This is a genomic window from Coprococcus sp. AM100_B19A (assembly GCF_027662015.1).
Classification (GTDB): domain Bacteria; phylum Bacillota; class Clostridia; order Lachnospirales; family Lachnospiraceae; genus Allocoprococcus; species Allocoprococcus comes.
In genome coordinates, this window is sequence record NZ_JAQDKN010000001.1 from 274,816 (window position 1) to 297,897 (window position 23,082).

At 43.7% G+C, this 23,082-nt stretch carries 27 protein-coding genes and 1 pseudogene; 4 read left to right on the forward strand and 24 right to left on the reverse strand.

Features of this window, described 5'->3' with window-relative positions; genetic code table 11:
* Nucleotides 1–199 precede the first annotated feature (199 nt).
* From PGQ33_RS01310 to PGQ33_RS01390, 17 genes and pseudogenes are all read right to left on the reverse strand, one after another.
* Nucleotides 200–1,111 (reverse strand): DMT family transporter, encoded by a 912-nt coding sequence (locus PGQ33_RS01310; RefSeq protein WP_270205098.1) that lies wholly within the window; start codon nucleotides 1,109–1,111, stop codon nucleotides 200–202.
* Nucleotides 1,112–1,122: 11 nt separating this feature from the next.
* Complete coding sequence (locus tag PGQ33_RS01315) at nucleotides 1,123–1,851, reverse strand: amino acid kinase family protein (RefSeq protein ID WP_195250031.1); 729 nt, start codon at nucleotides 1,849–1,851, stop codon at nucleotides 1,123–1,125.
* A 2-nt stretch (nucleotides 1,852–1,853) separates the two neighbouring features.
* A complete protein-coding gene (locus PGQ33_RS01320; RefSeq protein ID WP_264472215.1) occupies nucleotides 1,854–1,985 on the reverse strand; it encodes a hypothetical protein in 132 nt (43 codons plus the stop codon).
* 42 nt (nucleotides 1,986–2,027) lie between these two features.
* On the reverse strand, nucleotides 2,028–2,558 hold the full coding sequence (locus tag PGQ33_RS01325) for a CarD family transcriptional regulator (protein ID WP_055248256.1): 531 nt from the start codon (nucleotides 2,556–2,558) through the stop codon (nucleotides 2,028–2,030).
* Between the two features lie 313 nt (nucleotides 2,559–2,871).
* Nucleotides 2,872–3,807, reverse strand: coding sequence for a tRNA dihydrouridine synthase (locus PGQ33_RS01330; protein WP_270205099.1), 936 nt, complete (start codon nucleotides 3,805–3,807; stop codon nucleotides 2,872–2,874).
* A complete protein-coding gene (tsaA, locus tag PGQ33_RS01335) occupies nucleotides 3,804–4,478 on the reverse strand; it encodes a tRNA (N6-threonylcarbamoyladenosine(37)-N6)-methyltransferase TrmO (protein WP_175306051.1) in 675 nt (224 codons plus the stop codon). Before tsaA ends, PGQ33_RS01330 begins: the two co-directional genes overlap by 4 nt.
* On the reverse strand, nucleotides 4,469–5,143 hold the full coding sequence (locus PGQ33_RS01340; RefSeq protein WP_022220568.1) for a YoaK family protein: 675 nt from the start codon (nucleotides 5,141–5,143) through the stop codon (nucleotides 4,469–4,471). The genes tsaA and PGQ33_RS01340 overlap by 10 nt, the downstream gene beginning before the upstream one ends.
* Nucleotide 5,144: 1 nt before the next feature.
* Nucleotides 5,145–6,575, reverse strand: a complete 1,431-nt coding sequence (locus PGQ33_RS01345; protein ID WP_173686306.1) for a DUF512 domain-containing protein — start codon at nucleotides 6,573–6,575, stop codon at nucleotides 5,145–5,147.
* Nucleotides 6,576–7,241: 666 nt separating this feature from the next.
* Nucleotides 7,242–8,288, reverse strand: a complete 1,047-nt coding sequence (gene hydE, locus PGQ33_RS01350) for a [FeFe] hydrogenase H-cluster radical SAM maturase HydE (protein ID WP_008372385.1) — start codon at nucleotides 8,286–8,288, stop codon at nucleotides 7,242–7,244.
* Between the two features lie 73 nt (nucleotides 8,289–8,361).
* A complete protein-coding gene (locus tag PGQ33_RS01355; protein ID WP_270205100.1) occupies nucleotides 8,362–8,781 on the reverse strand; it encodes a hypothetical protein in 420 nt (139 codons plus the stop codon).
* On the reverse strand, nucleotides 8,778–10,295 hold the full coding sequence (locus PGQ33_RS01360; RefSeq protein WP_117834520.1) for a Y-family DNA polymerase: 1,518 nt from the start codon (nucleotides 10,293–10,295) through the stop codon (nucleotides 8,778–8,780). Before PGQ33_RS01360 ends, PGQ33_RS01355 begins: the two co-directional genes overlap by 4 nt.
* A gap of 97 nt (nucleotides 10,296–10,392) precedes the next feature.
* Nucleotides 10,393–11,313 carry a glycoside hydrolase family 25 protein gene (locus PGQ33_RS01365; protein ID WP_270205101.1) on the reverse strand — a complete coding sequence of 307 codons (921 nt, stop codon included), beginning with the start codon at nucleotides 11,311–11,313 and terminating at the stop codon, nucleotides 10,393–10,395.
* 29 nt (nucleotides 11,314–11,342) lie between these two features.
* On the reverse strand, nucleotides 11,343–12,005 hold the full coding sequence (locus tag PGQ33_RS01370; RefSeq protein WP_270205102.1) for a hypothetical protein: 663 nt from the start codon (nucleotides 12,003–12,005) through the stop codon (nucleotides 11,343–11,345).
* Nucleotides 12,006–12,302: 297 nt separating this feature from the next.
* Nucleotides 12,303–12,542: a hypothetical protein gene (locus PGQ33_RS01375; RefSeq protein ID WP_270205103.1), complete on the reverse strand. Its 240-nt coding sequence runs from the start codon at nucleotides 12,540–12,542 to the stop codon at nucleotides 12,303–12,305.
* Nucleotides 12,472–12,807, reverse strand: coding sequence for a DUF234 domain-containing protein (locus PGQ33_RS16925; RefSeq protein ID WP_270205173.1), 336 nt, complete (start codon nucleotides 12,805–12,807; stop codon nucleotides 12,472–12,474). Before PGQ33_RS16925 ends, PGQ33_RS01375 begins: the two co-directional genes overlap by 71 nt.
* A 24-nt stretch (nucleotides 12,808–12,831) precedes the next feature.
* Nucleotides 12,832–13,647, reverse strand: coding sequence for a hypothetical protein (locus PGQ33_RS01385; RefSeq protein WP_270205104.1), 816 nt, complete (start codon nucleotides 13,645–13,647; stop codon nucleotides 12,832–12,834).
* 2 nt (nucleotides 13,648–13,649) lie between these two features.
* A pseudogene (locus tag PGQ33_RS01390) lies at nucleotides 13,650–13,748 on the reverse strand (VOC family protein); the annotation flags it as partial.
* A 100-nt stretch (nucleotides 13,749–13,848) separates the two neighbouring features.
* On the opposite strand from PGQ33_RS01390, the gene PGQ33_RS01395 reads away from it, so the two are divergent.
* Together PGQ33_RS01395 and PGQ33_RS16735 are read left to right on the forward strand one after the other, a co-directional pair.
* The gene (locus PGQ33_RS01395; RefSeq protein WP_270205105.1) at nucleotides 13,849–14,235 is read left to right on the forward strand and encodes a hypothetical protein; all 387 of its coding nucleotides are present in this window, start codon (nucleotides 13,849–13,851) and stop codon (nucleotides 14,233–14,235) included.
* A gap of 120 nt (nucleotides 14,236–14,355) precedes the next feature.
* Nucleotides 14,356–14,580: a hypothetical protein gene (locus PGQ33_RS16735; protein ID WP_330663200.1), complete on the forward strand. Its 225-nt coding sequence runs from the start codon at nucleotides 14,356–14,358 to the stop codon at nucleotides 14,578–14,580.
* A 506-nt stretch (nucleotides 14,581–15,086) separates the two neighbouring features.
* Here PGQ33_RS16735 and PGQ33_RS01405 read toward each other — a convergent pair.
* Genes PGQ33_RS01405 through PGQ33_RS01420 form a run of 4 tightly spaced genes read right to left on the reverse strand, consistent with a single transcriptional unit; the run spans nucleotide 15,087 to nucleotide 19,132 of the window.
* Complete coding sequence (locus PGQ33_RS01405; protein WP_270203365.1) at nucleotides 15,087–15,575, reverse strand: hypothetical protein; 489 nt, start codon at nucleotides 15,573–15,575, stop codon at nucleotides 15,087–15,089.
* Nucleotides 15,576–15,623: 48 nt separating this feature from the next.
* Complete coding sequence (locus tag PGQ33_RS01410; RefSeq protein ID WP_270203366.1) at nucleotides 15,624–16,316, reverse strand: integrase; 693 nt, start codon at nucleotides 16,314–16,316, stop codon at nucleotides 15,624–15,626.
* On the reverse strand, nucleotides 16,264–18,138 hold the full coding sequence (locus PGQ33_RS01415; protein ID WP_270203368.1) for a recombinase family protein: 1,875 nt from the start codon (nucleotides 18,136–18,138) through the stop codon (nucleotides 16,264–16,266). The genes PGQ33_RS01410 and PGQ33_RS01415 overlap by 53 nt, the downstream gene beginning before the upstream one ends.
* A 13-nt stretch (nucleotides 18,139–18,151) precedes the next feature.
* Entirely contained in the window at nucleotides 18,152–19,132 is a 981-nt protein-coding gene (locus PGQ33_RS01420) for an AAA family ATPase (protein ID WP_270203369.1), read from the reverse strand.
* 249 nt (nucleotides 19,133–19,381) lie between these two features.
* On the opposite strand from PGQ33_RS01420, the gene PGQ33_RS01425 reads away from it, so the two are divergent.
* Nucleotides 19,382–19,723: a helix-turn-helix domain-containing protein gene (locus PGQ33_RS01425; RefSeq protein ID WP_270205106.1), complete on the forward strand. Its 342-nt coding sequence runs from the start codon at nucleotides 19,382–19,384 to the stop codon at nucleotides 19,721–19,723.
* A gap of 324 nt (nucleotides 19,724–20,047) precedes the next feature.
* Here PGQ33_RS01425 and PGQ33_RS01430 read toward each other — a convergent pair whose 3' ends face one another.
* Complete coding sequence (locus PGQ33_RS01430) at nucleotides 20,048–20,878, reverse strand: Abi family protein (RefSeq protein ID WP_270205107.1); 831 nt, start codon at nucleotides 20,876–20,878, stop codon at nucleotides 20,048–20,050.
* 151 nt (nucleotides 20,879–21,029) lie between these two features.
* On the opposite strand from PGQ33_RS01430, the gene PGQ33_RS01435 reads away from it, so the two are divergent.
* Nucleotides 21,030–22,130: a transposase gene (locus tag PGQ33_RS01435; RefSeq protein ID WP_243097413.1), complete on the forward strand. Its 1,101-nt coding sequence runs from the start codon at nucleotides 21,030–21,032 to the stop codon at nucleotides 22,128–22,130.
* A 28-nt stretch (nucleotides 22,131–22,158) separates the two neighbouring features.
* Here the strand turns inward: PGQ33_RS01435 and PGQ33_RS01440 are convergent, their stop codons facing one another.
* Together PGQ33_RS01440 and PGQ33_RS01445 are read right to left on the reverse strand one after the other, a co-directional pair.
* Entirely contained in the window at nucleotides 22,159–22,371 is a 213-nt protein-coding gene (locus PGQ33_RS01440; protein WP_270205108.1) for a hypothetical protein, read from the reverse strand.
* Between the two features lie 264 nt (nucleotides 22,372–22,635).
* Nucleotides 22,636–23,034: a hypothetical protein gene (locus tag PGQ33_RS01445; RefSeq protein ID WP_270205109.1), complete on the reverse strand. Its 399-nt coding sequence runs from the start codon at nucleotides 23,032–23,034 to the stop codon at nucleotides 22,636–22,638.
* Between the last annotated feature and the right edge of the window lie 48 nt (nucleotides 23,035–23,082).

The following is a 23,082-nucleotide window of genomic DNA, read 5'->3' on the forward strand; positions in this document are numbered from 1 at the left end:
ATTTTTGAGTCTTCTCTCCATTGCACAACAATTGGAATTGAAACAAGATCATTTGTACATTCTGCTGGTTTTTCCCTGATTTATATGTTTTGGCATTTGTTCAATGTAACAAACGGAAAGCGGTAGCTTTGACTCACTGAGCGGTTTTGCTTTGACACCACAATGTTGTATGCTTTCCGCAATTTCAACAATTGAAGAGCTATGCTTCTTTATTTTCTGGCAACTGGGCGAGGATGATGGCGCTGAACATCAGAATGCATCCTGCTATTTCTCGGATACTTAGTTTCTGACCTAATATCACCCAGCCTCCGAGGACAGAGAATACGGACTCCAGACTGAGGATCAGGGATGCCACGGTTGGATCGGCATCTTTTTGTGCCACGATCTGGAGGGTATAGGCTACACCACTTGAGAGAACTCCGGCATAAAGTACCGGTACTGCTGCTGCGAAAATATCTGACAGCCGTGGTGTTTCAAATAAAAACATTGGAATTGCCGACAAAACTCCGGTTATAAAGAACTGGGTGCAGGCGATCCGCACACCGTCTGCTTTTGGTGAAAAATAATCGATCACCAGAATGTGGATGGTAAATACAACCGCACATAGCAGTACCAGAATGTCTCCTTTTGCAAGTACCAGCTTATCGGTAATACACAGCAAATACAAGCCTGCGACAGAAATTGCCACGCTTATCCAGATTCTCACTCCGGCTTTCTTTTTCAGAAAAATTCCAAAGATCGGCACAAGCACGATATAAAGTGCTGTAATAAATCCGGCTTTTCCTACCGTTGTGTACTGTATTCCGATCTGCTGCAGGTTACTTGCCACACAAAGTGCCAGTCCACAACAGATTCCACCCAGGATGACATTCTTTTTTTCTTCTTTCCTATCTGTTTTTTTCTGTCTTTCTGCTCCGTCATTTTTCGCACGCCATTTGTCCAGGAAACAGATACATGGAATCAGAAAAATCCCACCGATCAAAGAGCGTACACAGGTAAATGTAAAGGGCCCGATATAATCCATCCCCACGCTCTGTGCTACAAAAGCTGTTCCCCAGATAAATGCGGTCAAAAAGAGCATCAGTGTATTCTTTCCTGTCATTTTCTTCATCGAGCCGTCTCCTATTTGCCAAGTTCGTGAAGATATAATTTTGCTTCTGTTTCAATGAAGATCGTTCCGGCTCCGTTTACACTGAAGAATTCGATCAGAAGAACGTGACGGATTCTTCCGTCCAGAATATGTACACGGTTGACACCATTTTTTGATGCCTGAAGACCATAGCCGATGATCTCGTCAAATTCTTTCGGGAAATTACGTTCTTTGCGCAGTTTTTCTACTTCCGGGACGGTAATCTTATAATAAATATCTTTTCTCTCTTCGTCTTTGTAGATTCCAGGATATTTTGACAGATAAACCAGCTTGTCCGCCTGCATCTTCTCTGCAATCTCAAGTGCAGTCTCTCTTGGATCAATATATTCGCTTTCGTTGTCGATATCATTTGGCACGATGACCGGAATATAATCATTGTCCAGCATCAGACCAATCGTCTCTGTATCCACGCCGCAGATACCGATTGCCTTAACTCCACAGAGTTCAAGAAGCTTGGCAATCCGCTTATTTTCACGGAATTTGTCCAGTCCCATACGGGTATCATGTACCACGATCGGACGCATACCAACGCTCTTTAAAAGAACGATATCCTGCATCAGTCTCTGCTCTTCCACTCCGCTGAGCCACTCGGCACATCCGTACTCGATAACTACTGTCTTCTGATTAAAGTCTCTGATATATGGTAACGCATCTATCAGGATTGAAGCTTTATGCTCCACAAGTTCTAATTCTTTATCCATGATTACACCTCATTTTTTGTCTTATCTAAAACAGTATAGCATAGAATGCTCTCTATTTGAAGAACCCATTTTTCACAAAAAACAGGAAGTGGCAAATGTTCTGTAAAATCACCCTTTTTCGCTGCTACCACCATTTTTTTCACATCCATTATACCCGGAAGAACCGGTTCCTTGCATCAGCAAAGTACCGGTTCCTCTGTTTCCTCTGTCTCATTTATTTGATTCGTGATATAGGCTTCCATTCCGCTCTCCGGAATCCCAAGTGCTATGGAAAGCTCCGAATACAGGTTGCCTTCTGCCATCCTCAGATAGCGCTCGTCAGTCGCCGTGATCTTCTTTCCCTGCTTCAGGCGGGACATCTTCCGCTGATAAAGGGTCTTGATGATCCGCACCCATTCTGCACATTTGCAGCTTTTCATGCATTCCTTGTACTTTTCCTCTCTCTGCTTCTCGCTTCCAATCCAGAGTCCTTCGATCTGTGGAATCTCACGGATCAATTCTTCTGCTTCTTCTTTGGAAATGACTCTTCGCATGACAATTTTTTCATTGTCTACCGGTGTAAATACTTTTCCACGCTTTTCACGTACCGGTCTCAGAATATAATACAGTTTGTCCTTCGGCACTCCATCCATTTTCAGCGTCGTAATTTCAGTCACTTCACAAATTCCTGTCCGGCCATAAACAATCAAATCTCCTACTTCGTACATTTTCTTCCTTCTTTCTTAAACTTGCCGAATCTCTACTTCTTTATTTTATCAGAAAATTAGTTTAAATTCTAATGTTTTTCAGATTTTTGTGAATCTTAGTCAAAGCTAACGCCTGTGGTTTTATGCAATTTTACTAGAAAATAGGGGGGTTTTGTCGCAAGATGCGTCCCAAAAAGAGTCCTGTCCCATTCTTTTTGGGACTTAGACACTCGACTAAAATTTACTCTTTTTCCACAGTACGAGAAATTGATAAAACTGGGGAAGGGGCGCTTGACCGTTGTTCCAGGTGGAAGGTGTTTCTTGAAGATACGCTTTATTCATATGGGCACTCTTTCAATAAACATTCAACCGCCATCCGGTATTCCCGGATGGTCTGGCTTTTGCGGATTTGCGTCAGATATTCTTCGTTGTTTTTAAAGTTTTTGCCAAGATACCACCAGAGTTCTTTCATTTTGACTACTGCGTTTTTTTCTTCCGGAGATTTTTCGATATAGGCATCAAGAAGATGATCGCAGAATGTAGCAATCTTCTTGGTGTCAAATGTAGATTTCCCTTTTATAACTGCCGGAAGAAATGGGTTCATCAGAATTCCTCTTCCGAGCATGATGCATTCTGCTTCGGGAAATTTCTCCTGGAAAATTTTGTAGTCTTCCGCACAAAAAATGTCTCCATTATAGACCAGAGGATTTTTGCTGTTCCGGCAGGCGTAGGCAAAAGTGGTCCAGTCGGGTTTGTTTTTGTAGTAATCCTGCTGGACTCTTGGGTGAAGGATCAGTTCTTCCAGAGGATATTGGTTATAGATATCCAGAAGCTCTTCGAACTCTTCCTGATCATATTTACCGCTTCTTGTTTTGATAGAGATTTTCATATCGAGTTGATCGAAAACTTCGGCAAGGAAATGATTCAGTTCATCGGGATAAAACAAAAAACCGGATCCCCTTTTCCGGTTGACAACTGTTTTGGAGGGGCAGCCGAGATTCAGATTGACTTCTTCATATCCGAATTCTTTCAACTGCCGGGCCAGGCGGATGAAATCCTCGGCGCGGTTGGTCAGGATCTGCGGAACGGTATACATGCCCTCATTATTTTCCGGAAGGATCTCATTCCATTCCTGTCTGCTGAATTTGCCTTTCGGGTTTGGATTTAAAAATGGTGTAAAATATTTATCCATTGGTTCAAAAAAGGTGTGATACGCCCTGCGGTATACCTCACCTGTAATGCCCTCCATTGGCGCCAGATAGATTTTCATGACCTTTCTACCTCCGTCACATAAAGTGTTTCTTTGTCTACTCGGAAATGAATTTCCATTCCCGCGTAAGACATGCCGTAAATCCGGACTGGATCCTTTTGATAAGAAGGTCTCGGATCCTGCTCCAGGATCTGAATCAGTGCTGCTCTTTTTTCAGCCGGAATCTGTTCCAAATACATTTCCGGGAAATTCACATCCAATTTATAATCTTTCTTTTCTTCCGCGAAACCGCCTTTTGCCTCCGGGTGGCTATCCACGTATGGAAGGTAGGGCTTGATATCGTAGATCGGCGTCATATCCAGAAGATCCGCACCTTCCACGATCAGCACCGGGCCTTCTTTTTCCCGGAATTCCACCCCAATAAGCTTTACTGAAGAAAGTCCGATCGGATTCGGGCGAAATGGAGAACGGGTGGCAAAAACTCCCACCCGTCTGTTACCACCAAGCCGCGGTGGACGTACCGTCGGGCTCCAGGTATCCCGGATAGATTCCGAAAATTCCCAGATCAGCCACAGATAATCATACGCCTCGATTTCCCGCAGTGCATCCGCATTCTGATATTCCGGCAGAAAATGGATTTCTGCCCGGGTATCCGCAAGATTACTCTGTCGCGGAATCCCGAATTTCTCCACAAAATCAGATCTTATATACGCGATCTGCTTTATTTGCATTGTTCTTTTTCTCCATCAACAAACATCATCACAAAAGCAACTGCCAGAATTGCAGAAGCGATCAGAAGTGCCTTTTCAGCAAACATTTCCACACAGGCATTTCCGATAACTGCACCGATCACAAAGAAGAAGATGATTCCATAGTACAAAAGTCCTTTCTTGATATACTCTTTATCCTTCGTGTTCGCATAACTGCACATATGCTGGGTCGCACTTCGTAAGTTTCCGATGCACATGGTGGTTGCAATTCCGTTTCCATGGATTTTGCGGAAGCTTTCCACCTGAATCCCACACGCAAGGGATGTGAGTGCATTCGCCACCAGATTAAAATCCTGTGGGATAAAGCTGACACTCAGTAGGATCACTGCCTCACAGAATACCGAAATCTGTCTCCAGTGCAGAAGTGTCAGATCTTTCGTCCGTATTTTCACCAGATCCGCAAGGGCGATTCCAATGGCAAATGCCAGCACCGGAACCAGATAGTGGAGTGCCATATGCCAGTTTCTCTCTGAAATATTGATTCCAAGAAGCAGAATATTTCCGGTTTGTGCATTGGCAAATACTTTTCCTCTGCACATATAGGAATAGGCATCCATAAATCCACCGGCAATCGCAAGGATCACACCAAGTTTAATTGATTCTGACATCTGTTTTGAAAATTTCAAGTTACTCATCCTCTCTGTCGTATGCTTTGATGTATACAAAATTCTCATTGTTTCGTTCTGTATGATAATCCAAATTCAGTGCCGCGTCAAGAAAATCCTTACCACCGGACTCCACTGCCTTCACCGTCATGCCAAGTGCCGCTTCCACGTCCTGCACCGTCAGATCATCCAGAAAGACCTCTTCTCCGCTTCGCAGCATATTGATCGGAATCTGCAGAGTATCTCCCAGATCCTCTCCTGCTTCTTTTCTCTCTTTTAACTGTGCCACCAGATCCTGTCCGGTAATCAGACCGGATACGGTGATCGTCTCACCAAAGAAATCATTACGGATGCAGACAACCGTGATCTTTACTTTTGGAAATGCTTCCGTGATCCTGTCTGCAAATTCCTGAATTGTCGGATACGCAAGCTTTGCAGTCGCAATGGTAAATGTCCGTGCGATCCCTTCTTTTAACTTTGGATATTCTTCACTTTCCTGAAGCTCTTCAAAGGCATGGTAAAATTCATCCCGTAGAAGCCGCATCATACCAACACCATTTTCCAGCTGGATATATCCGTCATAGCGTCCTTCCTCTGGGAAATCCCGCTCTGCAAGGATATACCACTCGTCACTTGCATGGATAAAATGAAGTCCAAACTCGTCATACGCCTTCTTCTGATAGCTCTCGATCAGATCAATGACCTCTTCCGCTTCTTCTTTATCAAAAAGCTCCAGTGGATAAAGTCCCTCCCTGTATTTGGAAAGTCCTGCCGGAACCACTGACACACTCCGCATAAACGGCAGATACTTCATCAGATCTTCGATAGAACGCTTCAGCTCATCCTTATCATTAACTCCCTTGCACAGTACGATCTGCCCATTCATCTCCACATGTCCGGCATACAGATCATCCAGGAATTTCAGCTTTTCTCCGGCGAAACGATTGTGGAGCATCTTGCAGCGCAGCTCCGGGTTCGTTGTCTGCACAGAAATATTGATCGGCGCAAGCTGCATCTCGATAATACGATCCACATCTTTCTGCTTCATATTCGTCAGGGTAATATAATTGCCCTGCAGGAAAGACAGACGGGAATCATCATCTTTAAAATACAAGGTCTCACGCATTCCCGGCGGCATCTGGTCGATAAAACAGAAAATACACTTGTTGCTGCAGGAACGGTAGTCGCTCATCAGACCATTTTCAAATTCTACGCCAAGGTCATCATCATACTCTTTCTCGATCTCCAGAAGCCATTCTTCCCCGTCCGGCTTGCGGATCAGCACTTCTACATACTCATCCTTGATCATGTAACGATAATCAAAAACGTCCTCTATTTTCTGGTTGTTTATTCGTAGAAGGACATCTCCCGGCTCGATCTCCATCGCCTCGGCAATTGAATCCGGGTAAACCTCACGGATCAAATGTCCCTGATACTCATTTTTCTTACTCAAATTATATTCCTCCCAAAATCTGGAATCGGAAACAAGATCTTTTCCAGGCTAGCTTCCTCTTTCATGTAATCCTCATATTTTTATCATAAACGACTTTTTCTGCAATGATTACATACTTTTTCATCATACCATAAAACTGTAAATTTCGGTAGGGATAAAATTCAGAAGCCTGAAACAGAAGCCTGAAACAAAAATTCACCCATAAATTCAAACGATACTTTTCATTCTCCAACAAAACACCGGGGAACGAAACCTTTTACAGTTCCATTCCCCGATGTCCGTTTTGTATATATGGTTATCTATATACAATTTCCATATGCTTCAAAATAAAATATTCTATTTCTGATACCGCATGTTACAAGAAAGGCTTGCGGTCTTTTATTAGAAACGGCTAAATCAAGTTCCTCCTGTTCTTACGCGTATAAGTATTGTCGACTTCTATATAGTAGCATATCTGCGGTGTACTTTCCTAGTGGTAAAAAGGGAGATTCTTTTGCTACTGAAAATACCGGTTTGACAGCTTGCGAAATCCACCGAAATGTATCGAAAAATGTTTTCTTTCTCCGAATTCCTTTTAATTATTCAAAATAAATTTTCTTCTTTGTAATATCTGTTCAAAATCAGAAACAGGATTTTAGTGATTTTTTACAGAAAATCCGTTCGATTCTACACTGCATCCCCACGCTCTGTCACCAGCTCATATCCAACACTTGCTACTCGTCTCCCCATACATCCGCGACATTCTGCTGCCTCTTCACCGGTACAGATCTTGTTGTCATACAGCTCATACTGCTTCCGGTTCTTCACCGGAGAAAGGTTCGGCATCACGACATTGGCTCCTGCCTGCAGCCCTTTCTCTCTTCCAAGCGGATCCATCGTCCCAAGTGCTGTCGTTGCCGGAAGAAGTACCTTCGGCAGCAGGATTCGGATCACAGCGAGCAAAAACAGTGTCATCTCCACACTTCCTGCCGGTTCTTTTGCAAACTGCGTATCATGATGTGGGATAAACGGTCCGATTCCCACCATCTCCGGCTGCAATTCTTTCAAGAATACCAGGTCTTCTGCCAGATCTTCTGTCGTCTGATAAGGTGAACCAACCATCATGCCAGCCCCCACCTGATAACCAAGCTTCTTCAGATCATACAGACAATTCTTCCGGACTGCGAGACTCATTTTCTCCGGATGTAGCTTCCGGTAATGCTCTTCATTCGCCGTCTCATGACGAAGCAGGTAACGATCCGCTCCGGCTTCCCGGAATCTCTTGTAACTCTCATAAGACTTCTCTCCGATAGACAAAGTCAGTGCACATTCCGGATATGCTTCCTTGATTTTTTTAATAATCGCCACCATCCGGTCATCCGTATAATAAGCATCTTCTCCGCCCTGTAGCACAAACGTCCGGAATCCAAGCTCATACCCATTCTCACAGCATGCCATGATCTCATCCTCTGTCAGACGGTAGCGCTTTGCATTCGTATTACTCTTACGGATTCCGCAGTAATAGCAGTCATTCTTACAATAATTGGTATATTCGATCAGCCCTCTGGTAAATACCTTTTTCCCATAATAAATCTCCCGGATACGGACTGCTTCCTCTTTCAGTCTCCGGACTGCCTCCGGATCTTCTGCGCATTTTATCAATTCGACAAAATCCGGTTTCGTAAAATCCGGATTTTCGATGAATCTTTCGTAAACTGGTTTCATTCTTTCCATTCTCCCTGCCTGGTTTTCTGTATCTTTTCTGAATTTATGGGCATTTGTCCATGAAATTATAAAATTTATTCTATCACACTTCATCAGCCGCGGCAATCACTCCATCAATGTCTACGATTTCATCAAGCGGAATCCGGTCTCCACTCTGTAATACGATTTCATTCAGATAGGTGTCAATCCTCCGGATACATCCGGACTTCTTCTTGTAAGAGCCACCTTCTTTTTTCTGATCCGGTACAAAATATTCAAAATCCACTTCCCGTGGTGCCTGACTCTGGCATACTTCCCGTAAATACAGATCCAGTATCTGTCTGCAATCCTCACTGAGTCTGCGTTTCCGCTCGGTCAGTCTTTCGGTCTCCCTGATTGCATCTTTATGTCCGGTCAGCGCTGCAAACGGGGCAAACTGCGCCGCTCTGTCCTCCCTTGACATCTGCGGATGTCTGACCGATACATGATGCGCTAAATGAATGATATCCTCATATCCTGTCATGCCTTATGTCCTCCGATCTGCTCATTCCGCGCTTTGGTAGTGGCTCCTTCCTGAAAATTAAGTCCCTTCAGAATTGCATTCTTCCCATACTTCTTCTTAATCGAAAGCACTGCCTCCTGCATCTTCTTCTCCCGTTCAAGCTTCTCATCCTGCTGCTTCTTTTCATTGTCTTCGGTAAAATCAGTAAACAGATCCAGTTGCCGGAATTCTGTCTTATCTGCCGCTTTCTTTTCATCCAATACGTGATTCGCTGCCATCGAAATCCGCCGCACCATCAAATGCGGATTCACAATCCGGTCATACAGTTCCATCACTGCATCCGTTATCATTCTCGCAGAAGCTGTATACTCTCGTAGATTCGCTGTTCCATGTGCATGCTTTGGAATCTTTCTTCCATACCGGTCCACTGTCACCTCCCCTGTATAACCTTTTCCACTTGTCAGATTCTCGATATCATATCCGACAGTCAGCACGATCTGATCCGTAACCAGATGCTTTTCTACAAGATCAAGTGTCAAAAGGTCCAGCATCTCTTTAACCACAATTTTCGCCTTTTGGGCATCATACGGGCAATGTAGTACCTGGCCTGCGCCAACACTGTTATGCTCCGGCTGATACGCTTTTACATCCACAATCGTACACGGTTCCCACCCCCATGCATGATCGATCAGAAGTTCTGCATTCACACCGAACATTTTATACAAAAGCTCTTCGTTATAAAATTCATTCTCTTTTCCAACCGAACATCTGGCAATATCTCCCATGGTATACAGTCCACATTGTTCCAGCTTTTTCGCATAGCCTCTTCCCACACGCCAAAAATCCGTAAGCGGTCTGTGATTCCACAAAGATCTGCGATAACTCATCTCATCCAGACTTGCAAACCGGAAACCATTCTCATCCGGTTCGCTATGCTTTGCCATAATATCCATCGCAATCTTCGCCAGATACAAATTCGTACCAATTCCAGCTGTCGCCGTAATCCCGGTCTGCTCATAGATTTCCCGCATTATCTTTCCTGCAAGTTCTTCCGGTGTCAGCCGGTAAGTATGCAGATAATCGGTAACATCCATAAAAACCTCATCGATTGAATAGACATGTATGTCTTCCGGTGCAACATACTTCAGGTAAATGTCATAAATCCGGGTGCTGTACTTCATATAGAGTGCCATCCTCGGAACCGCCGTGATATAATCCAGTGCAAAGCTTCGGTCTGCCTTTAATTCCCCGGTGTCACAGGATTGCCCGGTAAATTCATGTCCTCCATTTTTCCGCTTTCGCTCGCCGTTGATCTCCTTCACCTTCCGGACAACCTCAAAAAGTCTTGCCCTTCCCGGAATCCCATATGCTTTCAGCGCAGGAGAAACAGCAAGACAGATCGTCTTCGTTGTCCTCTCCGGATCGGCTACAACCAGATTCGTCGTAAGCGGATCCAAATTCCGTTCCTTGCACTCCACCGAAGCATAAAAAGATTTCAGATCAATTGCTACATAACTGCGTGTCTGCTCCGGCATTCGCGGCACCTCCTTACATTTTTCAAGAGAACATATGTTCTTTTTTTCAATTATACTATATTTTTTCGCCGACCACAAGATTACAACTATAGATTTTTTATTTTTTAAGCAATTGGATATTCAGATCCACATTTCCTTCAATCCCCGCCACGCTTCCTGTACTGGAATACTGCCACATACTGAACCTATACGGCGTCTGCGGAAGTTCTTCATAATCTGCATACCAGACCGGATAATCCAACAGCTTTTCCAGATCCAGTTCATACGCTTCCCACAGCATATTGCTGTAAATCATGGCATCATAACCGGCTTTTTCTATTTCTTTACAAAATACCTTCGCATTTTGGGTAAATTGTTCTCCCGTTACACCATCCGTCCGTGCTTCGTCTTCCAGAATATGCTCTGGATCATACACAACCGGCATCTGAAGCTCCTGCCCTTTCAAATGTTCCAGAACAAAATCAGCCTCTTCCTTTGCCTCTTCTTCATTTACCGCCTGCGAGAAAAAATAAACGCCCACATCTATTCCAGCTTTTCGGGCATTTTCCATATTCTGTTCAAACTTCTCGTCTGCATTTAACGTACCTTCTTCACCATAGCCACGATATCCGATCCGCAAAATTGCGAACTCATAGCCTGCTGCTTTCACCTGCTCCCAGTCAATATCTCCCTGAAAAACAGATACATCTACGCCCAGCCTTGAAGTATATTTCTTATCCTCATAGCTGATCTTATTTTCATTTTTTACAAAAAATGCTTTATCATACGGATTCTTCGCAACTGCTTCATTGATTTCCACCGTATAACGCTCTCCGTGTGCATCTACAAAATCAAGCGTATTTTTCTCATCTGTACTTTCCGCATTTTTTGCATCCGCAGAAGTTTCTGCTGTTTTCTTTCCAGAACATCCTGCAAGCAAAGCTACTAACATTCCGAAAATAATCCATTTTGCTGTTCTCATCTGATCTCCATTTTCTTCGCTGTATTTTCCGGCACTTTTATCACACCAAACCGCCACAAAAGGCTTTTTCTTTTTTCTTATACTCCCTATAGTTGTTCTACAAACTCTTCACAGCGCATGATTTCCTTCACCGCATCCGTCAGTGCATAAAACAAATATGCATCTTTCACTCTTGCTTCCGGATGCGAAAATGAGATGACAACAGATTTGCCATCTCTGAAATACCAGATTCCCCTTGAAGTCATTTTCCAGTCAACCTCTCTGTCCTTATAACATGCATCCATAAAAGCATACTCCGTGCCACAGCAAATAATAAAGTCTGCTTTATACAAATCAATCTGCTCCTTGATAATGTCATGATGATCAACTGCTGCCCTGTAAATTTCACCATTATTTGAAGTATGTCCACCAGAAGTTTTCTTCAAATTGACCGCTGCTATTTTCTTCAACTCCCTCAAGCGTCTCTGTTCATTGTCTATCTCCATCTCAGACCACGGAAATTCTTTTTCCCAGGACAGAATTCCTTCCGTCCAGCGTGCAATATTATCCCATGTCTGTGGTCTTCCACCCTCATAAACAAAATCCCGCAGATCCCAGCTTTTTCCGCCATTTACTTCTTTTAAGATATATACGATCTTATATCTGGCATTTAAAAATTCCTGCTCGCAGATCACTCCATCGGCTACAATACTGGCATCTTTTTCTCTTAATTTTTGAAATAAAAACTCTTCTCGTTCTTTAATCGACATAGCTGTTTATTATTCTCCATAATCTTTAATTATACTGTAATTTATAATCCAAATTACTGTTTTGATAGTTCCAAGATAACTGTGTTTCCTATATTGTAAGGCTTTCTGATGTGTTTGTCACTCTTTTGTTTCTATCAGGTTACTAATGTAAAAGTTCGTTTACCTTTGCTTGAACAGCAGAATAATTTGGCTGCTGTACTTGGGAAGTACACACCTGTCGTGATGAGCAGTTTTCTTATTTTGATTGGATTTAAGTCCAGAGAATCTGCTATAGATTGGAGAGAACAATTCCCATGATTATTCGTGCAGCTCCAACGGCAGTCCGCAAGGATATCGTTCAGGCTTCTCATTGGAAGGGTCCAGTTTCAGGAGTTTGTTGACATCCTTCAGTCCGGACTGCGTCCCATTGATTGACTTGTTTACACTTTCCAGTGCTTTGGAGAGCTTTGTGGTATCGCCGCCGATTTCAACGGTGATGCCCTGGATTCTGGATGCTATTTGCGTAACCACCTCCTCGCAGGCATAAGAAAAGCCCATCCGTGAATCCGCCTTTCGAGAAGATATAGTAGTGATAGTTGTTGCCCTTTCCAAAAACTGAAGCATAATCCCGAATCAAATCGAGTTCATCCACACCGATTTCCTCATTCCGGTATTTGCATGAACCGATGATATAGTCTTTGCCCTCAACAGGAGTTCCGACGATATCAATCTGTATCTGCTTTTTCTTCTTCGGGTCTGTCCCCCACCACTGGCTGATTTCACTCAGCTCAATAGGAAGGCTGCCATCCTTCCCAACTGAGATTCACATCCTCAGTTATGGCACATATTACCGCACACTTCTGTACATAGCAACCTGTTTTTTGCGGTTTTTCGGATGACCCATCTTCTCCTTCACTTCGTCCGGCACATCGATTAGCCCGAACCGATAGAACATTCCGTATATGTAGGTCACTCCCCGGATATCGCCCAGAGCTTTGGGTCTCTCTACTACTTCTTCTTTAATATTCTTCAGTGCCAGCAGTACTGAACTCCATGCCAAACTCTTACTCTTCTCCCGGCGGTCAATCCACAGTTCTTTTGTGTACTCGCCGTTCCTGCCCTTTTTAATTTCGTAAGAGAATGGCAACCCGGAGTAGGTCTTAAATTTTACTCCAGTATAGGCCAGAACCACACCCCAGAAATTTTCTTCTGTTGGCTCATCCCTCCACCGCTTCATTGCTCTATATCTCCGCTGCCGCTCTGCTCCGACACTGATCTTCCCTTTTTCTGCAGTGCTTGTGAAGTACACACCTTTCCGATATGGCAGGTACGAGGTGACGGAGGCTTTGGAAAGTTTCAGGGTGTTTGCAGTTGAGAGTATGGAGGTTTTGTAGTCTTGTGTTTCACGGTATTCTTGAAAGGTAGCTTGCACCTTCCCCGCCACTTCTGATTCATACACACCGGCCGTGATGAGCAGCTTTCTTACTTTGATTGGATTTAATCCCAGTTCTTCGCCGATGGCCTGCAAGGACATCTCAGAATCATAAAGTGCCACAGCACTTTCCATCTGCTCTTTCAGATTTTTCCCGGCATCGTACTCCGGCTTCAGCTTCTTTCGTCCTCCACCGGGCTTCCGAGATTTATACGCTCTTTTCTTTCCCATGCTTATTCGTGCAGCTCCAGTGGCAGACCATCCGGATCATGGAAGAAGGTCATCTTCTTGCCGGTATAATCGTCAACACGAATCGGCTCACATTCAATACCTACGGGTACTATGTTTGTACTATATATGCTAAACACTATTGTCTTCAAACAGTCTGGATATGTTGTTGGTTTTTTCCTTAGTTACGCATGGATTTACTTTATGGGTGGTGCTGTGAGAAAGCATATTTATGAAAAAATAAAGAATTCCGAACTACTGATGTCAGTAAAAGGAATAGTGATAATAGCGGTTGTTTCTGTGGGATATATGATGCTTGCGTTTGTTAGGATCTATAAGTCTCAGTCTTGGATTTTGGCAACCGCAGTAACCGTTATTGGTGTCTTTCTGCTTTTTGTTATTGCCGTGCAGATTGAACATTACCATTGTGGAGAAAAGTTATGGATGCTGCTAGGTGATTATGGAATGGATATATATATGATTGGGTATTATGTGCAGCAAAGCATTCCGCTTTTCATCATATGTATTATATTTTATGGCAGCATTGGGCATGGCTTTGGGTTAAACATTCAGGAATCCGTTTTGATGTAATCCATCATGTTACTATGAATGATTACAGGATTCCAAGTGAGATGTATAAGGCTAAAGGTGCAAAGGTGATTTGGGGACCAATGGGTGGTGCACAGGTCACACCTAAGTCATTGAAGGTCTATGAAAAAAATCAATTTGTTGCTGCATTTAGAGAATTTGTTAATAAAAGCTGTTCATGGAATCCATTTTACCGGCGAAGATGAACTGCACATCCGACAACTCCTTACAGACCTTGATGAGTGTGCCGATGCCCTTCTCCTCAGAGAAGCGGCCGAAGTAGAGGACGTAATCCTTCTTCTCCGTTTCTTTCCAATCCACCTTGTCGATGAAGTTGTGCATTTCTAGGATGATGGAAGGTGTCAGCTGGTAATTAAAATTGTTCAGGTGATACTGAAAGTTCTTATGATAAAATCATCTGCTGTTACTGAACCTAGGTAGCGAGATAAAAACCGCTCTCGCAACTCTACCCATCTCTCAAAATGTGCCGCAAATACGCTATTTTTACGGCGTTTTCACCATGTACATCTCACTACCTGCGTTCGGTTAGAGGAGATTCCTTTACTACTCATTTCTTCGGCAAAATACAATATGTCGGTATAAAATAATCATTAACCACTACATATAGTGTTTCTACGTTTTTAGACGCAAAAAATAGGTCATCAACTCGAAAATTGATGACCTAAATATCGGTGCAAAAAGCTCACTTATTTGATTATTGAAAAAAGCCTACCTGGTTTCCGTTCCTGCCTGCTATGCTTTAAGCAAGCCGGATGGTAACCAAGTGGGCTTCTTTAATTTCGGATATTCTATTTTTCAGTGCTGGGCTCTTCCTTTGCTTCGCCACACGCCCCTCACATTTCCCCACTGTCGGCTTTTTCTTCCGGGGTGGGATTGTTTTGCGATGGAGAGCCTTCTGCCCGACACAGGGCAAACGTGGGGCTTACTGTTCCGTCCAGCACTCTCCCATTTTCAATCGGCAGTGCTTCTTGAATTTGAAAGCTGACCAACCTCTGCTCCGGGAACAGATTTCCAATCATACGATAAGATCTGCATTTATTCCATTTGGCATTTTTATAAACCATTCGCACGAAGGCCACGCACTTGATCTCACAGCTGCTGAACTCATTCAGTTTTCCCACTCGATGAGCTCCTGCATCTGCCGCACTGCATACCTGCACGGCGATCTGATTCATTTGGGGATTGTATAAAAACCGATAGTGTGACGGCCAGCCGAGCGTTTCAAGTGTGCTGCGAAAAATGGTGATCCGTCCTTCATCCACGTTTAATGTCATACCGAGAACACCGGCGTGCCATATTTTCTGTTCCTGCAATCTACTCACCTCCTCCTAAAAATGGGCGCACTTCCCCCTTGGTTTCTTTTTATCATTCTAATCCGCACTGGCACCGGGGGCCGTCCCCGTCAGGATGCCCATCGACACATATCCATCTATTTGCTTCACTTCTGATTCTTTCAGGTGTTCTTCTACAGGCACGCCAAAAGTACCCGCAATATCATCCGGGTAAAATCCCTTTCTGGTATTCACAGGCTTTGTTTCTTCTGATTGCGGCGCACTTTCCCCTTTCTTCCGTTTCTGACCTTCGTGGAAAATTTCTGGCACAAGCAGGTCAAAAACATACAAGGTCTCCCCTTCAAAGTTGATTCGATACCCCAGTATCTTATAGCGGCAGTCACTATCCCAGCCCATCTCGTTATAAACCAATTCTGAAAAAGGCTTACAGGACATTTTTCTGCTCTTCCGCTTGTCCGGCTTCGCAATACACCAGCGCAAAGCGTCCTTATCATTTTCATCACAGCCGCGTACAACGATGCGCTTCAAATCACTGTTGAACATGACGTGTACATAAACCACATCTTCCAGCCCACTGATGCAGGCTGTGTTAAATGTGATGCTGTCTTTTCGAATCACAATTGCCGGGTCCCGGAGGTGAGCGAACAGTTCTTTTCGCACCACTTGATATCCATCATATGAAAAAGTGCTCTCCAGTTCTTCAGCCTTTGCATCTCTTTCAGTCTCCAATGCCTGCTCCTTCGGCGGCATTAACGTTTTGTTTTCCTCCATCTATGTCAATCCATCCTTCCATTATTTCTTCCGCTTCATGGAGCAGTGTATTTAGACCATCTGCGGTAAAAATGTTCATTTCCTTAATTTCTGATGCCGGCCGAAGTACATCCCAATTGCCGGCATAATGCTCCTGCTGCAAAATACCAATCTGTGCGACACTCGTGATTGGCTGGCCAAAAGTCCCCGCCCATTCCGGTGGGAAAATATAAATCGTCTTTTTAACTGTTTCGCCTTCCGATTCTTCCTCCTTAGGTGGCAGGACGATTTCCTCCACCTTGATCATCTCCGGCTCATCCAGTTCAAAGAGCATCAGCTTATCGCCTCCCTGCTCCACAAGCTGCCCACGGAAGCGGTACTTCAAATCTTCGTCCCACTCCATGATATCAAAAAGAGCCTTTGCCAGTCCTCGACACCCAAGGGTACTTGCACACCAGCGTCCTTCTTTCAATCTACCCCAGCGGATTGCATTCGGATTGCTCTTTTCGCACGGCCGAATGGCAATACATCTGTCAACCGAATTCAGAAGCAATTCTACATACTCCACATCATCAAACTTTTTCAGACAGGCAGCATTAAACCGCAGCCTTCCGTTTGAAATCGTCATCGCCGGATTCTGCAAGGTTGCAAAATACTGTGCCCGGACTACTTCATAGCCAGTAAGATCCAGACGCTTCCTTACTTCTACCGTGTTGGACTGTTTTTCCCGCATGACGCTTTCGGATGCTTCCCGGTATTCCTCTGCCGAGAAACCTGTCCAATCCTTATCAAAAGGCACATATCCGCGAAGGACGCCATCATCTACCACACTCAAAACTGGCAACGGATGATTTTTCTTTTTATACGTCCGGGATGCGCGCAGATGATTGGCCGCATTGAAAACATCTCTGGAAACAATCGCCTCGTGATGGTCCCGCTGACGGTACTGCGTTCGATCATTGTTGTTCTTCTTTGCCTTGTGCGTAAGGAAGTTTGGTGTGAAAGTCTTTCTCGCCAGCACATCCCCACAATGGCGTTCATTTGCAATGATGCCGGCAATCGTGCCCGGATTCCATTCCGTGTTTCCCAGCTTCGTCTTCCGCTCGTAATCTGTCAGAAGTTCCGCAATATCCTTTAGCGAAAATCCATTCAGGTACAGGTAATAAATAACCTTTACTGTCTGGGCCTCATCCTGATTCACCACAAGGTTACCATCCTCATCCTGGTCATATCCAAGCAACGCCGGCGTAAGGAAAAGTCCACGGCTGAACCGCCGATCAATCGACCAGTTCATGATAATTGATTTGGAATGGGATTCTTCCTCTGCCACGGATGCCAGAATCGTCAGGATCATGCGTCCGTTACTGTCCAGGGTGTAGATATTGTCCGCTTCAAATTTCACCCCTACAGGCGGGTCAAGATTTTTCAGCGTTTCGATAACAGAAAGGCAGTCAACGATATTTCTGGCAAAACGGGCGATGGACTTTGTAAGGATCAGGTCAATCTTTCCCGCCTTACAATCCTCGATCAGCTGCTGCATTCCTTTGCGGTGTGCCAGCGAAGTGCCACTAATGCCTTCATCATCATAGATGCCAACAAATTCCCAGCCGGGCTGTGCCTTAATGTAATCCGTATAATAATTTTTCTGAAGCTCATACGAGGAGGTCTGTTCATCATTGTCAGTGGAAACACGTACATAGGCAGCGACACGACGAATAGAGGTGCTTTCTCCAAGCCCCTCCACAATTTTGGCCGGGATAACCTCCAGTTCGGAAGTATCCACGCCTCTATATCGGTCTCTAATTCTCTGCTTACGATCTATCGCTTCTGTTCCACTGCTCATTCTATAGTTCCTCTCATTCCCCCGGTTTTATGCTCCAATACCACTGGCGCATCTTCCGATAACTTCGGATGCCGAGTTCTTTCTTTGTGTTTTCTGCTGTTCTACGGCTAATACCTTCATCGCTCAACCGCATATAGATTTCTCTGGATCTCATATCATCTTCTGAAAGCAGCTTCTTAATCAGGTAGGCTGCTTTTTCAGACTTTGATTCAAATACTGGTGTTTCCGGCTCTGCTGCCGGGTCCTGTGCTATTTCACATTCCAGCCATTGGAAGCCCTGCTCCGCTGTTATCGAAAATTTGATTTCTCCATCTGACGGAGCCAGACTGTTTTTTATCTGCCGGACGATACGGACATCTGTGTTCTTTGGATCTCGCTCCACCTGCAGGACACTCCGGGCAGCCGCCACCACATCAATACTGCCAAGGCTCCGATACAGGCCTTTTGTTCCCTCTTTTTTGTTGAGGTGACCGATCAGCACAATGGCGCAATCATATACAGATGCCCACATTCCAAGACGCTGCATCAGCTTTCTTGCTCTGCCTGCAATCTGAAGGTCAGAATCACTTCCGAGATATGCCTGTATCGGGTCAATAACCACAAGCCGTGGCCGAAATTCTATAATAGCCTGTCGGATGCGTTCATCATCCAGTGTCAGGTCACTGTATGTTTCTTCATTTATAAAAGCCACATTCCCACAATCTGCCCCACACTTTTCCAGCCGGGGCTTGATGGTATCTGACACACCATCTTCTGAACACTGGTAAATGACCCTCTGCGATAATCCAACTGCTTTGCCATCCGGCAGCTTTCCGCCTTTAGATAACTCTGCTATCAGATTCATCATCATTGTGGACTTACCATCGCCGGGGTCGCCTTGCAGCAATGTGATCTTCCCAACTGCTATGAACGGATACCACAGCCAACGAACAGAAGTCGCCTGTACATCACTATATAATGTAAGAATCCCTTTTTCTCCTTTGCTCGTCATCATCGTTCCTTTCCATGTGCAGTCTTTTCTACATTTATATTATAAGGTTTGATTGATGATTTGACTGCTACCTATCATGTAGCACGTTTCATGTTCTGCTACATAGCAGGTAGCAAAGTGGGCTAAGACCACACAGCAGATAGGGGTGTGAGCTTTTGCGGTCTTAAACTCTTCTATAACCAGTTGCTATGTATTTTTCTCTACGGGATAATTGTTACAGCCTTATGCGGGTAAACATAAGGAGGACCACACATGGCCATAGATTATGAAGCTTTGGGCAAGCGTATTTCAAACGCCCGCAGACAAACTGGTATCACGCAAGAGGCTCTTGGGGAACAGCTTAACATGACCCGAAAACACATCAGTGTTATTGAAGCAGCTATCAACCGTCCGAGCCTGGATACTCTGGTTGATATCGCAAATGCACTGAACGTATCAGCAGACGACCTTCTCGTAGACAGTCTGACACACTCGGCTTCCACTGCCGATTCCGAGATTCACCGTCTGCTTTTGGACTGCAACACACTGGAGCAAGAGATTCTTACCCGGATGGTAAAGGAACTGAAAGCGATTTTATACGGATTGGGAGTATGATTTTGTAACCCGTTGACCACATAACACAAAAACCCGCATAAGCCACAACTGCACTTCGGAGCATGCCGGGGTGCTGTCTGTGGTTCATGCGGGATGAGGCAAAAAAGAAGCCCACCAGCGTACCATGTAGGATTTACACAGTACGCCAGTGGGCTACCATCATTACAGAAGGATTCGTTTCTGTGATGATTTTTCTACATAAAAAAACTAGGACGCCGTCGTAACGTCGCCCCGTACAAAAACTGTAATCAGTTTTTTGATGTTGCTCTTATTATATGCGCTTTTGTTTTCAAAGTCAACCCCTGTGCAACATTTTCAAAAGAATTATTTTTGCTTGCACAATGATTCACGTAATACTTTTCCAGCAAATTCATAGTTCGTTCTTATCAAATCATTGTCTTCAAAAAAGGCTTTTTTCTCAACCATTCTTTTAAAGAACACGTTATATAGTTCTTCACTTCTATGAAGTTTTACTTTTGGTGTCACAACCAACTCGTATGTATAAATCAATGAAACAAACTCTAGCATAGGTCTACAGGAGAGTTTCTTCTGTCTTTGGGATGTTGTTATAGATCCCATCTTTTTAACATAGTCCTTAATCTCACGTGGCGGTATAGAAGTTCCATGCGATAAGTTTGCCAGCAGACAATTATTATGCGCTGACCCATTTCTTAGACTTCTCACCAATCCAAGAATCGCCCCAGAAACCACTGCTGTATTTCCATAATAGAATTCATACAGTCTCAAAAATTCTCCAAATGTTAGGATTTCACACAAAACCCATATCGGGCAATCATCATAGCCTTGGATTATGTGTTCATACCGCCCTCTAAACGAATTATACACCCTCTGTACATCGAAATACTTTTGTATTAAATCGCCGGTAAATGGGGATGTGACTTTTGATTCCAATCCCTTTACGATATAGGAATTTTTTAGCAAAAAATTCTCAACTATTTTATAAGCATCTGCATTTGCGTCATTTGAAACATCCCTTATCAGTTTCACCTTTAACGCCTGTTCAATATCCAAACACATTCTGTTAACAATAAATCGAAAATGCATATCAACCGTTGACATTTCTTGTAGATATGCAAAATCAAGTTTTATGTCTATAAATGAGCAAGTTCGTGATTTTGCATAAAAGAAAGACACCTCGATTCCGTGTGTTGTATAATGAAAGTGCCTAAACAAACATTTGCAACATTTACGAAAGAAGGTGTCTCTCGCAAATACTATACATCATTCCGCATTCATATACAACCAGCTTAAGAAATTAAATTTATGCAAATTTTATTCGAACCGGGTGATAAACCACCTTATAAGTATCCTGATCAGCATTTTCATTTCAGGATATCATGGAAAAACCACGGATTTTGCTAAAAACAGTTCCTGTCACAGAACTACGATTGCACATTTCCTTAATTCAGGGAAATGGGATGATTCTCTACTTTCAGATACGTTAAAACGTTCTGTTATAGAGATTATTTATTCAGAAGCAGCACGCACCGGAAAGCCTGTTTTCTGCATTGTAGACGATACGATAGCTTCAAAGACAAAGCCTTCGTCACAGGCTCTGCATCCGATTGAAGATGCGTACTTTCACCAATCCCATTTAAAGGGGAAACAGGACTACGGACATCAGGCAGTAGCTGTTATGCTTTCCTGTAACGGCATTGTCCTGAACTATGCTTTTGTAATGTACAATAAATCAATTTCCAAGATTGATATTGTACAAAATATTGCAAAGGAACTGCCTGTTCCACCAGTAATGTCTTATTTCCTTTGTGACTGCTGGTATGTTTCTGAAAAAATAATCAATACTTTTGTACAGAAAGGGTTCCATACCATTGGTGCTTTGAAAACAAACCGTCTGCTGTATCCATCAGGAATGAAAAAGAAACTCAGTGAACTGGCTGCTGAACGATCCACAACACATAAAGGATTTGACCTCGTCACAGTCAAAAAACGCAACTATTATGTGTACCGGTATGAGGGAAACCTCAGCGGCATAGAAAATGCAGTTGTTCTTTTAAGCTATCCTGAAAAAGCATTTGGTAATCCTAAAGCACTACGTGCTTTCATTAGCACAAATGTATCCTTATCTACACAGGAGATCCTTTCCTGTTATGTTTGTCGATGGCCGATTGAGATATTTTTCAGGCAATGCAAAAACCATCTGGCCCTGGATACATACCAGATACGCTCCTCAAAGGGAATACAGAGGTACTGGCTGTTGATGTCACTGACACATTATATTTGTGTCACAGGAACTGGCGGATATCGGTCTTTTCAAGATGGATATCATCGAATCTGTAGTGCCGTTCATCAGGAAAAGTATCAGTATCTATTCCTATGTGCAAAAGCAAGTGATGATTTTGAAGCATTTATGAAATTAGCAGGATAATTTTGTGCATTTTTTCAAATTTGCTCATTTATAGTTTTATGTATTTTCCTTTATTTTTTCCACAGGTGTGCTTCTGGTAATTCTGCCGATATGCGGCTGTGCGAAGATAATTATTGATATCCATCAGGTATGTTTTCGCTTTTTCTTCAGAAGTATACTTAAAAGTAATTCCTTTCTCATCCCTCATTTTTGCAATAAGCTGTTCTGAGGTCATCATCGGCTTGTCTATTTTATTACTCATTATATTTATCCTATCATCAATATTTTTATAACAAAAAAATGCCGGACAACCCAAGTTATCCGACGCATCTTTTTAAATCGCGTGTTTTATGCTGGTCGTCAGCCTCAATGCCCTGCCGAGCATCACAAAGTGTCGGTAATTAACCTCCCCAGCCGGAGTACAGCTTTAACGTGTCGCCACACGGAACTTATTCATTTATATTATACTCAACTCAGGCCAAAATATCAACTTGAATTCCGCCTTTTCTCCCCAAAATGTACAACCTCACTGCGTGTATTTCAAACTTCGATACGCATCCAGCACGAATTCCAAAAACTGGGGACTCATCTGCTCCACCATGCTCTTGCCATCCACATTCTCCAGCATGGTCACACCAGCTTTTGACAAGTCATCTTCTCTCTTCTCCAGCTCCCTAATGCTGTCTGCCACGGCCGCATCGATGAACGCAGCGAGCTTTGCTCCGTCAACATTGCTTTGTATAGGCATCGGTGCGCCATCATCACCGGCCAACCGGATTACCTTCGGGTCAAGGATAGCCTCTACTTTTTTAAATGCTTCTTTCTCCGGCATCCGCCGCAGATACCCTTTCATTGCACTCACGACCACCAGCTCCATCTGGGTCGCTGCATAATCTTCTACTGAAAGCCATGCTAATCTCTTCATGTCGTTCTCTCCTGCTATGTGTATTTCTGTACTCTCAACATATAGCAG